The organism is Ruminococcus flavefaciens (genome assembly GCF_900108555.1).
Taxonomy (GTDB): domain Bacteria; phylum Bacillota; class Clostridia; order Oscillospirales; family Ruminococcaceae; genus Ruminococcus; species Ruminococcus flavefaciens_P.
Genome location: NZ_FNWV01000006.1, coordinates 239,155 through 253,398, shown reverse-complemented (window position 1 = coordinate 253,398; position 14,244 = coordinate 239,155). Strand labels below are relative to the sequence as shown.

The 14,244-nt window shown below is 45.0% G+C and carries 11 protein-coding genes and 1 rRNA gene; all 12 read right to left on the bottom strand.

The features are described from left to right. Positions 1 to 140: ribosomal RNA gene (locus BLW60_RS10290) — 16S ribosomal RNA — on the bottom strand; the annotation flags it as partial. 416 nt (positions 141 to 556) lie between these two features. Continuing rightward, positions 557 to 1,978 (bottom strand): glycogen synthase GlgA, encoded by a 1,422-nt coding sequence (gene glgA, locus BLW60_RS10285; RefSeq protein ID WP_074717043.1) that lies wholly within the window; start codon positions 1,976 to 1,978, stop codon positions 557 to 559. 15 nt (positions 1,979 to 1,993) lie between these two features. Beyond that, entirely contained in the window at positions 1,994 to 3,115 is a 1,122-nt protein-coding gene (glgD, locus tag BLW60_RS10280) for a glucose-1-phosphate adenylyltransferase subunit GlgD (protein ID WP_074717040.1), read from the bottom strand. Between the two features lie 15 nt (positions 3,116 to 3,130). Next, a complete protein-coding gene (locus tag BLW60_RS10275; protein WP_074717038.1) occupies positions 3,131 to 4,357 on the bottom strand; it encodes a glucose-1-phosphate adenylyltransferase in 1,227 nt (408 codons plus the stop codon). A gap of 36 nt (positions 4,358 to 4,393) precedes the next feature. Next, entirely contained in the window at positions 4,394 to 6,448 is a 2,055-nt protein-coding gene (gene glgB, locus BLW60_RS10270; protein WP_074717036.1) for a 1,4-alpha-glucan branching protein GlgB, read from the bottom strand. 235 nt (positions 6,449 to 6,683) lie between these two features. Further along, on the bottom strand, positions 6,684 to 8,915 hold the full coding sequence (locus tag BLW60_RS10265; RefSeq protein WP_074717034.1) for a SpoIIE family protein phosphatase: 2,232 nt from the start codon (positions 8,913 to 8,915) through the stop codon (positions 6,684 to 6,686). Positions 8,916 to 9,198: 283 nt separating this feature from the next. Next, positions 9,199 to 9,834 carry a precorrin-8X methylmutase gene (locus BLW60_RS10260; protein ID WP_074717032.1) on the bottom strand — a complete coding sequence of 212 codons (636 nt, stop codon included), beginning with the start codon at positions 9,832 to 9,834 and terminating at the stop codon, positions 9,199 to 9,201. Continuing rightward, a complete protein-coding gene (locus tag BLW60_RS10255; RefSeq protein ID WP_074717030.1) occupies positions 9,834 to 11,303 on the bottom strand; it encodes a cobyric acid synthase in 1,470 nt (489 codons plus the stop codon). The genes BLW60_RS10260 and BLW60_RS10255 overlap by 1 nt, the downstream gene beginning before the upstream one ends. Then, on the bottom strand, positions 11,296 to 12,330 hold the full coding sequence (locus BLW60_RS10250; RefSeq protein ID WP_074717028.1) for a pyridoxal phosphate-dependent aminotransferase: 1,035 nt from the start codon (positions 12,328 to 12,330) through the stop codon (positions 11,296 to 11,298). The genes BLW60_RS10255 and BLW60_RS10250 overlap by 8 nt, the downstream gene beginning before the upstream one ends. Next, positions 12,324 to 13,295, bottom strand: a complete 972-nt coding sequence (gene cbiB / locus BLW60_RS10245) for an adenosylcobinamide-phosphate synthase CbiB (RefSeq protein WP_074717026.1) — start codon at positions 13,293 to 13,295, stop codon at positions 12,324 to 12,326. Before cbiB ends, BLW60_RS10250 begins: the two co-directional genes overlap by 7 nt. Next, positions 13,292 to 13,852: a histidine phosphatase family protein gene (locus BLW60_RS10240; protein ID WP_074717024.1), complete on the bottom strand. Its 561-nt coding sequence runs from the start codon at positions 13,850 to 13,852 to the stop codon at positions 13,292 to 13,294. Before BLW60_RS10240 ends, cbiB begins: the two co-directional genes overlap by 4 nt. Further along, positions 13,853 to 14,242: a bifunctional adenosylcobinamide kinase/adenosylcobinamide-phosphate guanylyltransferase gene (locus BLW60_RS10235; RefSeq protein ID WP_074717022.1), complete on the bottom strand. Its 390-nt coding sequence runs from the start codon at positions 14,240 to 14,242 to the stop codon at positions 13,853 to 13,855. Positions 14,243 to 14,244 lie beyond the last annotated feature (2 nt).

Genomic DNA, 14,244 nt, shown 5'->3' with positions numbered 1-14,244 from the left:
TCTAAGGTAGGTTGCTCACGTGTTACTCACCCGTCCGCCACTAAGAATATCTAAGTAAACTCAAATATTCTCCGTTCGACTTGCATGTGTTAAGCGTGCCGCCAGCGTTCGTCCTGAGCCAGGATCAAACTCTTTATTAAAGTTGTATATTTAAATCTTTCGATTTAGATATCTGATCCAGTTCATAACGCTTGCGTTATTACTTCAAAGTGTTTTTTAGTCTTTTCTTGACTTTTCTTTTTTCAAAGAAATCTCAAGGGTCGTTACTTTTTCTTATTCGCATTGTTCAATTTTCAAGATGCTGTCCACCATCTCTTGCGAGACAGCTTTAATATTATATCACTTTCCGTCTGGCTTGTCAAGTACTTTTTCAAAATTTCTTCTAAAAAATTTCTCTCGACTGCTGTTTCTCAACAGCTCCTTGCCGGACAGTGATTATATTATATCATCCTTTTCAGAATTTGTCAAATCAAATTTTATGAATTTTTCAAGAACTTTTTTATATAAAATCACAACTTATAAACAACAGCACCCCATTGCTGAGGTGCTGTTAATGTTACTCTGCTGCAAGAAGCTGCTTATACGTATCAATATAAAGCTCAGCCGATGACGACCAGCTGTGGTCACACTCCATAGCGCGTACAACAAGCTCTTCCCAGACCTGTTTGTCCTCATAATCGCGACGCGCACGTTTCACAGCATCAAGCATATCATTTGCATTATAAGTCTTGAATGTGAAGCCGTTTCCGTTCTCGCCGCCGTTATCTCGCACAGAATCTCTCAATCCTCCTGTTTCACGGACTATAGGGATAGTTCCGTATCTCATGGCAATCATCTGCGCAAGTCCGCATGGCTCACTCTGTGACGGCATGAGGAACATATCAGCTCCCGCATATATCTTATGCGAAAGCTCGGGATTAAATCCCACTGTCACCGACACTTTATCGGGGTACCTTGCAGCCATTTCGAGGAAGAAATCTTCATATATCTTCTCGCCGCTGCCAAGTATCGCAAATTTTACGCCGCTGCGCACGATCTCCTCAAATACGCATCTTATCAGATCAATGCCTTTATGCTTTACGAAACGTGAAACTATTCCTATAACAGGTTCATCTCCCGGAGCGATGCCAAGCTCTGCAAGGAGAGCTTCCTTGCATATTTTCTTGCCGTCAAGCTTTTTGGAAGAGTAGTTCTCTGCTATCATTTTATCCTTATCAGGATCATACAGCTTTGTATCAATACCGTTCATTATGCCGCGCAGCTTATACTGCTTGGTAACGAGTATCCTGTCGAGACCATGAGCATACCACGGATCAAGTATCTCCCACGCATAGCTTGGGCTGACCGTTGTTATCATGTCACTTGTCTCGATAGCCCCCTTCATCATATTGACAGAGCCGTCGTACTCGATAAGTCCTGCATTATACATAGGGATACCCATGAGTTCGCTGAGAACTTCCTTTCCGTATTTGCCCTGATACTCTATATTGTGTATGGTATAAACAGTCTTGATACCATCATATCCCTGCTGATACTTGTAATAAACATTGTAATACACAGGTATCAGCGCAGTCTGCCAGTCGTTGCAGTTGATGATATCGGGAGTAAAATCAATGTACTTCAGCATTTCAAGCACAGCCCTGTCAAAGAAAACAAATCTTTCACAGTCGTCATAAAATCCGTAAAGTCCTTCTCTTGAATAATAATACTCATTATCAATGAAATAGTAAGTTACTCCGTCCTTTATCGCCATAAATATACCGCAGTACTGCTTACGCCACGATACATCAACTGTAATATTCGTAAGGAATACCATTTTATCGCGGAATTCGGGAGCGATAGATTTGTACAGAGGTATGACCACCCTACAGTCATGCCTTTTGGATTTTATAGCTTTTGGAAGTGAACCTACTACGTCTGCAAGTCCGCCCGAAGCTGCAAAAGGTACAGCTTCACTGGCAGCAAATAGTATTTTCATATATTATCACCGCCGTCAGATCTTACCGCCTTTTCCTATATATAGCGGATATGTCTCAGAGCCTGTAAGCACCTTTTCATTGCTTATCTCAACGTTTTTATCGGTTATTACCGATGCGATGCTGCAATTTTCTCCTACCTTTGTTCCCTGAAGGAGCACGCAGTCCTTGACCACTGAATCCTTTCCGACTTTAACGCCTCTGAACAGTATAGAATTGATTACCGTACCTTCGATGACGCAGCCGTCTGCAATAAGTGAATCCTTTATATTTGACTCAAGACCGTATTTTACAGGTCCGTTATCACCTATCTTTGTAAGAACAGGCATATTCTTCGGGAAAAGTGCGTCTTTCTTTGCAGGATCAAGAAGGAGCCTGTTAGCTGCATAGTATTCCTGTATACTGTCTATCCTTGTGAAGAAGCCCTCATGCTTATAGCCCATTATCTTGAATTCGTCCTTCTTGCGCTGGAGTATCTCACGGGTAAAGCTGTACTGGTTGCGGCTTGCTGCATCGGAAACGATCTTCTTTAAGAAGTCCTTTGTAACGATGCACATTTCCAGCCAGATATTGCACTCGCCTGTTATCTGCGGATCAACAAGAACGTCCTTTAATCTGTTCTCGTCATCGAATTCGAGAACAGTTGTGCAGTTATCCTTTTCGCAGTTATAAAGTCCTTTGCTGTAAACCAGTGTGATATCAGCCTCGGTATCCATATGCTGCTTGAGCACAGGATTGAAGTTGAGGGTAGTAACTACATCACAGCTTGCCATGATGACATATTTGGCATTTGAATGTTCAACATATCCCCATATATTGTTCAGCGCGTCCAGTCTGCCGTTATAGATACCGCCTGTCTGGCTGTACGGCGGCAGAAGATGAAGTCCGCCCTTTTTACGTGAAAGATCCCAGTCACGTCCTGAGCCGAGGTGATCGAGGAGAGAACCGTAATTCGACTTAGTTATGACACCCACCTCGGAAACTCCCGAATGAACGAAGTTTGAAAGCGGAAAATCAATAAGTCTGTAACGTCCGCCAAATGGGATAGAACCCATAGTTCTCCTCTTAGTCAGCTCACTGACATAAGAATCATGCATACTTGCAAAGATAAGTCCCAAAACATTATAATTAACACTCATAGTAACATTCCTCCGTCAGATATTTTCGCCGATGATCTGTTTTGGCTCGACTACCTTTTCCGCCGAAACAGTCACGTTATTTCCGACAACGGCAATGCCCCATTTATCCTTGTCCTCAATGCTTTCAGGACTTGAACCGATATGAGCGCGATTTTCGATAACGCTGTCGCTTCCTATTATTGCATACTCTACAACAGCACCCGATTTTATAACAGTTCCGGGCATAACGATACTATAATTTACAGTTGCACCTGCTTCGATAGTAACGCCCGAGAAAAGTATGGAGAAATCGACAGTTCCGTCGATAATGCTTCCCTCAGATATCATTGAGTTTTCGATGCAGGCATTGTCGCCCACATACTGCGGAGGCATATTGCTGTTACGTGAATATATCTTCCAGTTTGGATCATAAAGATCAAGAGGAACATTAGGGCTGAGAAGGTCCATATTTGCTTCCCAGAGCGAATCGAGAGTTCCTACGTCCTTCCAGTAGCCCTCGAATTCGTAAGCGAAAAGTCTCTGCTTGTCGCGGAGCATAGATGTGATGATATCCTTTCCGAAGTCCTTTGACCACGGCTCACCCTTTTCGCGTTTTGCGTTAGCCTCGTTTTCGTTTTCGATAAGGTATTTGCGGAGCTTCTCCCATGTGAATACATAGATGCCCATTGAAGCCAGTGTTGACTTTGGCACCTTAGGCTTTTCAACGAAATCAGTTACCTGCTTCTTTTCGTCACAGATCATTATACCGAAACGTGAAGCCTCAGCCTTAGGGACATCGATTACGGAGATAGTACAGTCCGCATCGTTTTCAACGTGGAAATCCACCATTTTTGAATAATCCATCTTGTAGATATGGTCGCCGCCGAGAACTACAACATATTCGGGATCATAACGCTCGATAAAGCGCATATTCTGGTATATAGCATTAGCTGTGCCCTCATACCAAGAAGCACCTGCCTGAGTCTCGTAAGGTGGGAGAACGTGTACGCCTCCGTTCATCTTATCAAGGTCCCATGGCTGACCGCTTCCGATATATTCATTCAGTACCAGCGGCTGGTACTGCGTAAGAACACCAACTGTATCGATACCTGAGTTTGTGCAGTTTGAGAGTGGAAAATCTATCAGACGATATTTGCCGCCGTATGGTACTGCGGGCTTTGCAACATTTTTGGTCAGTGCATATAGTCTGCTGCCCTGACCGCCTGCAAGGAGCATTGCAACGACTCTTTTTTTAGTATACATATTTTTCCTCCTGGATAGTAAAAAACATAATGGAATTTATTTTGCCTTGGCAGAAGTCTTTTTCTTTGCCGTGGTCTTTGTTTTTTCTGTCTTGTCAGCCGCCTTTGCCGACTTTGCAGAAGTTTTGGCTGTTGAAGCAGCGCGCTTCTTGACAGGAGTTTTCGCAGTCTCAGTCTTTACAGCCTTTGGCTCTCGCTTTTTCACAGGTGAGAATTTAAGATATATCACCGAGAGAGGGGCGAGGGTCATTGAGATACTGTTATCATGTCCATGCATGGGCACACTATCCGACTTGAACGTTGTTTCGGTAATGCCCGAGCCGCCGAACTCTACAGCATCTGTATTGAATATAAGCTTGTATCTTCCCTTCTGCGGAACGCCTATCCTGTAATCGCGGCGTTCTACAGGAACGAAATTGCATACAGCTATTATCTCGTCGCCATTGTCGTCGATACGTCTGAAAGAGATGATGCTCTGCTTATAATCATCATTGGATATCCAGCTGAAGCCGTTCCATGTATCATCATTCTGCCAGAGAGGAGGATTATCCACATAGAATTTATTCAGCTTTTCAGAGAACTTCAGCAGACTCTTGTGCGAATCTGTTCCCAGCAGTTCCCAGTCAAGCTGAGACTTGTAATCCCATTCCTTCATCTGACCGAATTCCTGTCCCATAAACAAAAGCTTCTTACCCGGATGTGCGATCATATAAGCGAGGAAAGCACGGTATGAAGCAAATTTCTGCTCATATTCCCCCGGCATCTTGTTTATCATTGAGCATTTTCCGTGTACTACCTCATCATGTGAGATAGGCAGGATATAGTTCTCGGAAAATGCATAGAAAAACGAGAATGTAAGTTTATCGTGGTTGAACGCACGATAGATCGGATCAAGAGACATATAGCTGAGCATATCGTTCATCCAGCCCATGTTCCACTTGAAATTGAAGCCGAGTCCCCCTAGATCGGTAGGCTTGGTAACCAGCGGCCATGCCGTTGACTCTTCGGCGATCATAAGTGCGTCGGGATGCTTGAGAAAAACAGCTTCATTGAGATGCTTGAGGAACTCCACAGCTTCAAGGTTCTCGTTACCGCCGTAGATATTGGCAGCCCACTCGCCCTCACGTCTGTCATAGTCAAGGTAGAGCATAGATGCTACAGCATCGACTCTGAGACCGTCTACGTGGAATTCGTCAAACCAGTAATTTGCGCTTGAAATAAGGAATGAGCATACCTCAGCCTTTCCGTAATCGAAAACTCTCGTTCCCCATGCCTTATGCTCCTTCTTGCGGTCATCGGTGTATTCGTAGCAGCAGCCGCCGTCAAACTCATAAAGACCTGCTTCGTCCTTAGGGAAATGTGCAGGCACCCAGTCAAGGATAACGCCTATCCCTGCGGCATGGAACATATCTATCATCTTTCTCATATCATCAGGAGTACCATAGCGCGAAGTAGGCGCAAAGTAGCCTGTTACCTGATATCCCCACGAGCCGTCGTAAGGGTACTCAGTAAGAGGCATGAACTCAACATGAGTATATGACATTTTTTTGAGATACGGGATTATTTCCTTTGCGAATGTAACATAATCGAGGAATACCTCATCGCCGTAATTCTTCCACGAACTGAGATGTACCTCATAGACATTCATAGGGCTTTTGTAAATGCTCACAGAACTTTTATTTTCAAACCACTTGTCATCTTCCCATTTGTGATCGCTCTCGTATATCTTTGAAGCTGTGCCGGGACGAGTCTCAAAATGATGAGCATAAGGATCGGCTTTCATGATGATCCTGCCGTCCTTAGTCTCGATGCTGTATTTATAAGCATCGAACTGTTTAAGTCCCGGGATATCAGCCTCCCAGATACCGTCTGAGATAAGCGACATTTTATTTTGCGTTCTGTCCCAGTTATTGAAATCACCTACAACAGACACGCTTACAGCATTAGGAGCCCAAACTCTGAAAGTGAAAACCTTGCTTCTTCCCTTTTTCTTAGAATGAACGCCAAAAAATTTATATGCTTCGTAGTTTTTTCCCTGGTAAAAAAGGTACAGCGGAAAATCGTTAAGATTGTTATTTTTATTAACAGACATAATTCAGCCTCCTTTGCTATAATACATTTTATCAGAATCAGCAGAATTATTCAAGCTTTTTTGAAAAACGCACATAAATTTTATAGGTTATGCTAATATTGCCATATCTAATTAGTGCAATTTGACATATTTATTTTGAGGTTTTCTCCTACACTATTGTCAAATTGCACAGCTATTTACCTTCTTTCGCCTATGCTGTATGACATTTGAGTTAATATTTTGTTAACAATCTCATTTACTCTTTTAATCTGAAAGCTATTACCGTAACGTCATCTGAGTGTATGGTCTGATTGAAAACATAAGCTTTTGTGCAAATTTCGTCCACGATATGTTTTATGTCATCACCGCCCATGAGAAGCTCTTTTATGAACGGATAAGCGTTCTCTGATATGCCGTCCGAAAACATTATCACTATATCTCCTGCTTCAAATTCGCACTCTCTTGCAAACAGCTCGGAGTGTTCGTATATGCCTATTGGGAAAGTGGGTGCTGTTATTTTCAGTACGTTCCCACCGTGACGTATCAGCGTTGCCGCAGCACCTGATTTTATCACAGTTAGTCTGCCGTCATCGAGGTCTGCACACAGCACATCAAGAGTGGCAAAGCTTTCCTCCCGTGACTTCGTCACCATAAACGAATTTATCAGCTTTACCGTTGAAGCTACGCTTACTCCGCTGCTTACAAGTCTGCGGAAAAGTCCTGCTGCCATGCGCGATTCCATAGCTGCATTTTTACCTGTTCCCATGCCGTCGGACAGCACAACATATCCCATACCTGCACCGTCTGTGAACACAGTATAAGTATCACCGTTTGCAGCAGAATTATCAGCGCATGATGACGAAACATATGCCTCCATGCTGTAGCGCGGTCTTTCGTATACCCTTATGCGCATTTCATTTCCCGAGCGTATCAGCTCCGTACATGACATCTGCAAGTGCAGCTCATCGGCAATGAGGTCGCATATCCTTGTACCGTTTTCGGGGGCATTTTCAGCTTTGAAATATACCTCCGCAATAAGCCTGCTGCGGCTGTTGTAATAAGCTATTACGGACAAGATCACAAAGCCGAATTTTTCCAGTTTGAGCCTTATGCTTCTCCCCACTGTTTCCGAACAGCGTATATCCAGTTTATCACTTGTTGATCTTATGATATCCTCGGTTATTAGCATCTGTTCATGCAATAGCTCGCGGCTCTCGGAAAAGCGCATTTCCATAAGCTTTGCAGCCGCCTTTTCTCTTGCACTTTTCAGAAATACTTCCGTGATCTTTTCCTTGTGCAGACAGTCTGCAAGCTCCTGCGGAAAGCTCTCCTGTGCGAACTCTCCCATTTCCGCAAGCTTCGCAAATCCGCGGTAAGTATTGCCCTTATCCGACTTCCAGCAGAAGGGTCTGCGATAACAGAGTGAACACACCTCAGCCGAATTTTCCTCAATTTCATTCACAGTATCACAGCTCTTTGCCAGCATCTGTGAGACTCTTTCCGACTCTCTTCTCAGCTCTCCCACAGTCTCGGAAAGGAAACTCATTCTTGTGTTTATCATATCTGTCAGAGAAGTGTCTTTCCCGTCAGTCCTTATCCATTTATCAGAAAATACCGATGCAGCAGGAATAAAAATACCTGCCGCGCATATAATATCAATAATGCCGCCGACACTGTTCACCGTAAGACCTGTAAGTACTGTAAATACAAAGCCTATCCCTGCAAAAAAAGCTGCCGCCGTAAATGGTTTCTGTCTGCGCATATACCCCGTGAGAAGTCCCGAGGCAGGCAGAAGTACTATTCCCATTCCTGCTTCGAAAGATGACAAAAATGCTCCGCAGACCGTCAGCGCACCGCATATGACTCCGCCTGCCTGACCGTAAAAATATGCACCCATAAGCGTTACGGCTGCACCAACGACTACACCCACATTCACTACGGGAACATCAGCTCCGCACAGCGATGATACCGCCACTATGTATACAACTGCACATGAAAATCCGCCGCTGTCAGAAACGTCTATGACTTTCTTGTGCTTCAAGTCCATAATAAACCTTGCTGCCGAATATGCAGTGAAGCCTGCAAGCGCACCGTAAAAGGCATAAAAAAGCAGCTTCTGCGGAAGTTCGCCTATGACAGCTGAAACAGCCGCCCCCGAAATAAGTACGCTCACGCCTGTATTTATGCCACATAGCTTCTCGTCATTTTTAGGTTCGAGGAACATCTTTATTATGACGATAAGTGCAGATGCAGAAAGCTTTACTATATTCCTGCCGACTGTGCCGCTGATGATGCAGCGCACCATGCTTCCCGTAAATACTGCCGCCGAGTAAGGAAGTCCAACTGCACCTGCTAAAGAAATATCCGCAAAGGAAGCGACTCCGCCCACCTTTGCTCCCGACAGTACAAAGCCTGCCGCCGCGCATACCGCAAAGAAATAAGCAAAGGAAAAATGCTGCCATTCTCTAAGTTTTTTTATATTTATCATCACACATCACCTCGCAAAATATACAAAGGATTATACCACATTTTATGCGCATGATATGTCGAAGTCAGCTGTCGGTTATGCACTGTTTTTGACGCAAAAGAAAAAGCTGTGCAGATGCACAGCCGAGTGAATTTTTCTTTTGTCGGATAAGAACAAAATAATATATTGATTTTATGCAAAACATAGAAATCAAAAATTTCTTTTTCGATAATCAACGTTTTCCCATTGAATTTTTACGATTTTTGCCCCTTTTACAGAAGCACATTTTCACCGCAGTGTTAAATCACTGCTCTCTCCCAGTTGCCATATACAAAAGAGCATTGCAGATAGCCGCAGCCACATTGCTTCCGCCCTTTCTGCCTCTTGCAACGATACAAGGGATACCGCTTTCGATCATGAGCTCCTTGGACTGCACAACGTTCACAAATCCCACAGGAACGCCGATTATCAGACGCGGCACGAAGCTGCCTGCGTCGATATGTTCGCGCAGTCTGATAAGTGCAGTCGGAGCATTTCCCACCGCATAAATAACAGGCTTGCCGAGCTTTGCAGCCTTGTCCACCGATGCAACAGCGCGTGTCGTACCGTTTGCAGAAGCCGTCTCCGCCACGTCACTGTCAGCCATGAAACATTCCACCGTACAGCCAAGCTTACCAAGTGCAGTTTTATTTATCCCCGACTTTGCCATGTTGGTATCGGTAACTATTACAGCCCCCTCTGAAAGTGCAGAAAGTGCTTTCTGAACAGCCCCCTCGGAAAAGTACATATTGTCGTAGTAATCAAAATCTGCTGTAGTATGTATCGCTCTCATAACTATGGGACGTATATCCTCAGGGAGCTTTCTGTCCCCCAGCTCAGACTCTATTATCTCAAAGCTTCGGTGTTCGATATCCTGAGGAAGAACGTATTCAAGCTCCATTATATACCCTCCTCGATTATTTTATAAAGCATATCCATGTCGATGCTTCTGCGCACACCGTCAGCAAGTATATCGAACTGCGACTGCTTGTATTCTTCTCTGTTGACTGTACCGCCGCGATAAGCGATGCCCTTTTGCTCAAAGAGGTGTCTGACAAGTCTTTCCGAAACATACTGACTGTCAAAAATACCGTGTATGTAACAGCCACAGACATTGCCCTCATAAGCACCGCCGCAGTCCAGAAGCTCGGGGCTTTCACTTTCCGTAGTTCCCATATGTATCTCGTAGCCTCTGAACTCCGCACCGCTGAGGAAGCTCCAAAATCCGTCAATTTTACAGAAATTGCCCTCTGTCTGAGTCTGTACCTTTTCTGAACCAAATACGGTACTGCATTTCAGCATTCCCATACCGCTTATACTTCCGCCGCCCTCACTTTCGAGCGGATCGGATATGCTTTCGCCCAGCATCTGAAAACCGCCGCATATACCGAACACAGGAACTCCCTTTGCAGCACATCGTTTTATCGCCATTTCCATGCCGCTCTCACGCAGCCATTTCATGTCAGCAATGGTACTCTTAGTACCCGGGATTATTATCATATCGGGAGTATCGAGCTCCTCGTATTTCGTTACATATCTCACGCCCACACCGTCATACTGAGCAAACACGTCAAAGTCGGTAAAATTTGATATCTTCGGCAGCCTAATTACAGCGATATCAATAATTCCTTTACTGCTTTTACTGTCAAGTTTTCGTGAAAGGCTGTCCTCGTCCTCGATGTCACAGCGTAGATACGGAACGACTCCGAGAACAGGCTTTCCGCCGCGCTGCTCAAGTATATCCCTGCCGCTGTCAAACAGTGATATATCCCCTCTGAACTTATTCACAACAATTCCCTTTACCATATCAAGCTCATACTTTTCAAGGAGACTGAGAGTGCCGAGAAGCTGTGCAAAAATTCCGCCTCTGTCTATATCTCCCACCAGAAGTACGGGAGCTTTTGCAAGCTCTGCCATGCCCATATTCACGATATCATCGGATTTAAGATTGAGCTCCACAGGACTGCCTGCGCCTTCGATAACAATGATATCATGTGCAGCCGAAAGTGCGTTATAGGACTCCATTATCTGCGGCACAAGCTCGCGTTTGCGTTTGAAGTACTCGGCGGCTGTCATATTGCACACAGCTTTTCCGTTGACGATTATCTGTGAACCGCAATCGGTAGTGGGCTTTAAAAGCACGGGATTCATCAGCACCGACGGCTCAACGCCTGCGGCTTCTGCCTGCATAGCCTGCGCTCTGCCTATTTCGCAGCCGTCAGAGGTTATGTAGGAATTAAGTGCCATATTCTGGGATTTGAAAGGTGCGCAGGAATAGCCGTCCTGCTTGAAAATGCGGCAAAGTGCAGCCGCAAAAAAGCTCTTTCCTGCGTTGGACATAGTCCCCTGTATCATTATTGCCTTAGCCATTGATGCACCTCCTGAGTACTGAGATCAATATTTCATTTTCTTCATGTTTTTTTACTGCTATACGGTAAAAGCTGCCGTCAAGTCCGCTGTAATCCTCGCAGCAGCGCAAAAGGATCTTCTCTTTCAGCATACGCTCTCCGAGATTTTTATCAGCTCTGAACAGGATAAAATTTGCATCTGAGGGATAGTTTTTTATACCGAGGATATGCAGTTCTTTTTGCAGATATGCCCTTTCGTTTTTCACAAGTTCAGCAGCTTTACGGACATATTCTTCTTCGTCAATTGCAGCTATACCTGCTGCCTGCGCAGGTGCGGAAACGCTCCAGTACTGCCCCGTAAAGGCTATTCTGTCAGCTATGCTTTTATCTCCGCAAACAACGTAACCAAGCCGCAATCCAGCCATTGCATACAGCTTTGTGAAAGAGCTGAGAATTATAGTTTTATCGTTCATGCAGTTCAACGCAGACAGTTCCGCTGCTCTGTCAGTGAAACCGATAAAGCTTTCATCACAGAAGAGAAAAGCTGAATTTTTCTCACATTCACTGGATATTTTTTCGAGGATATCAGGTGCGATAACTCTGCCTGTGGGATTATTGGGAGTACAAAGAAATACCATATCATGACCGCTGATATGAGACACGATCTCTTCCGTGACTTCAAATTCATTTTCCTCGGAAAGAATGTATTCATCGACCTTGCAGCCGTTTTCCGAAAGTGCCTTTTTGTACTCGCTGAACGCTGGCGAAACTATAAGTGCGGACTTAGGTTTGAGGGCTGAAACAGTACGGTAAATAAGGTCATCAGCACCGTTTCCGCAGACTATATCATCAGCCAAAATGCCATACTTTCCCGACAATTTCTTGCGAAGCTCCCTGCATAACGGATCGGGATATCTGCCCGAAAAAGCTACTGCATCAGCAGCCGCCTTACGTACACTTTCAGACATTCCGAGAGGAGAAAGATTTGCAGAGAAGTCATGCTGTATATCCAGTGAAAGGTCGTTGCCGCCGTGTTTTCCGTTCAGCATAAGATACCTCCCACAATTACACATCTGACTGAAAGAGCTGCTGCAAATACAAGTGCAGAGCTTGCATACATCAGCTTGTTCGCACGGCGTATATCTTCATTCTCGATCGGGCGTTTTCTGTCACCGATGAACTGCTTCTTATGAAGCTCCCCAAAGTAATATGCATCACCTGCAAGCTGAACTCCGAGAGCACCTGCACAGGCTGCTTCTGTCTGAGCTGAATTAGGACTTGCGTGTTTGCGTCCGTCACGTATCCAGATGCGGTAAGCGTCCCTGCCGCTGAGTCCGATAAGAGGAGCAGTCAGCACCATTGCAAAGGCTGTAAGACGTGAGGGAAAATAGTTGAGAACGTCATCAAACTTAGCTGCAAATCGTCCTATATCGGCGTATTTTTCATTTGTATAGCCTATCATGGAATCCATAGTATTTACGGATTTATAAAGCGCTCCGAGTACAGCACCGCCAAGTGACATATACATTATGGGAGCTGTAACGCCGTCGGAGGTATTCTCCGCAACAGTCTCCACAGCAGCCTTGATTATGCCCTCTTCGTCGAGGACTGCCGTATCCCGTCCAACTATCATTGAAACAGCCTTTCGAGCTCCCTCGATGTCATCTTTTTCAGCCGCACGATATACCTTCATGCTCTCATATGTGAGACACTTTGCAGCCACAAGATAATAGCACATTACGCCTTCCGCAGCAGCTCCCAGCCACAGGGATACGGAGTACAGGGCAATGAGTATCACAAGTGGCACTGATACCGATATTAGTATCACAGTTAAAGCAAGAAAAACTCCGCCTTTTCGCAGATCATTGCTCATTTTTCTGCGTACAAAAGCTTCCAGACTCGATATGAGTTTACCGATGAGTCTTATAGGGTGCGGCAGGCTGTAAGGATCGCCGAGGATACAGTCCAGCACCGCTGCAATAACAAGCGGCAATGCCGCAATTATGTAATTCATATTTTCTCCGTTACCGTAATAATTTTTCCGTCAAATTCCGTGATATAGCCGTGTCCGTTAGCGATATGCCAGTCGTAGTAGCTCTTATGCGGAACTGCGAAATGCTCAAGTATCGCCATGATAGTTCCGCCGTGAACTACAAATGTAAGGTGGTCGTCCTTGTCAGTATTCTCAATGCACTTCATAAATGCATCTATGCAGCGTTTTTTGAAGTCCGCAGGAGCTTCACCATTCGGAAAAGGAGCCTCGCCGCCGCTGTCTATCCAGCGCTGATAATGGCTGTCCATAGAAAGCTCGATGTAGTTCTTGCCCTCAAAGTCGCCGAAATCACACTCTCTAAGCTCATCGCAGATTGTCATTTCAGCTGACGGGAATATAAGCTCCGCGGTCTGTATACAGCGTTTCATGGGACTGCAAAACAGCTTTCCGCACTGAGGATAATCAATTTTCATAAGCTCGGCAATTCCCGAAAAAGCCAGCGGCTCGTCTGTTCTTCCAATGTATCTCAGCTCGGTATTTCCTGCTGTTTTACCGTGTCGAATAAGATCTATCCTCACTCAGACTTCTCCTTTCAGAAATTCCGCGATACCGCATATAACACGCACTACTGTATCGCTTTCGGCAGCTATGATACAGCCGCAGCGTCCCACATTTTCGCGGTATACACGCTCCCTCTTTTCCATAGGAACTATGCCGCAGCCTATCTCGTCCATAATGATGACACACCGGCTATTCTCGCGGCAAAGCCGCTGCGTAAACTCAACGGGGTCGGTATCCGTATCCATAAGCCTTGAAACAAGCCTGTGATAGTCTCTAATACAAGCTGCCGAGAAAACTTTTTCCATATCGCAGTCCGCACCGCTTACTATCTCATCAGCCTTTATCCCAAATAGCTTGCTGGCAGTTTCAGCCTTGCCCTGATAAGCTCCACCTGTGATAAATCTCATGT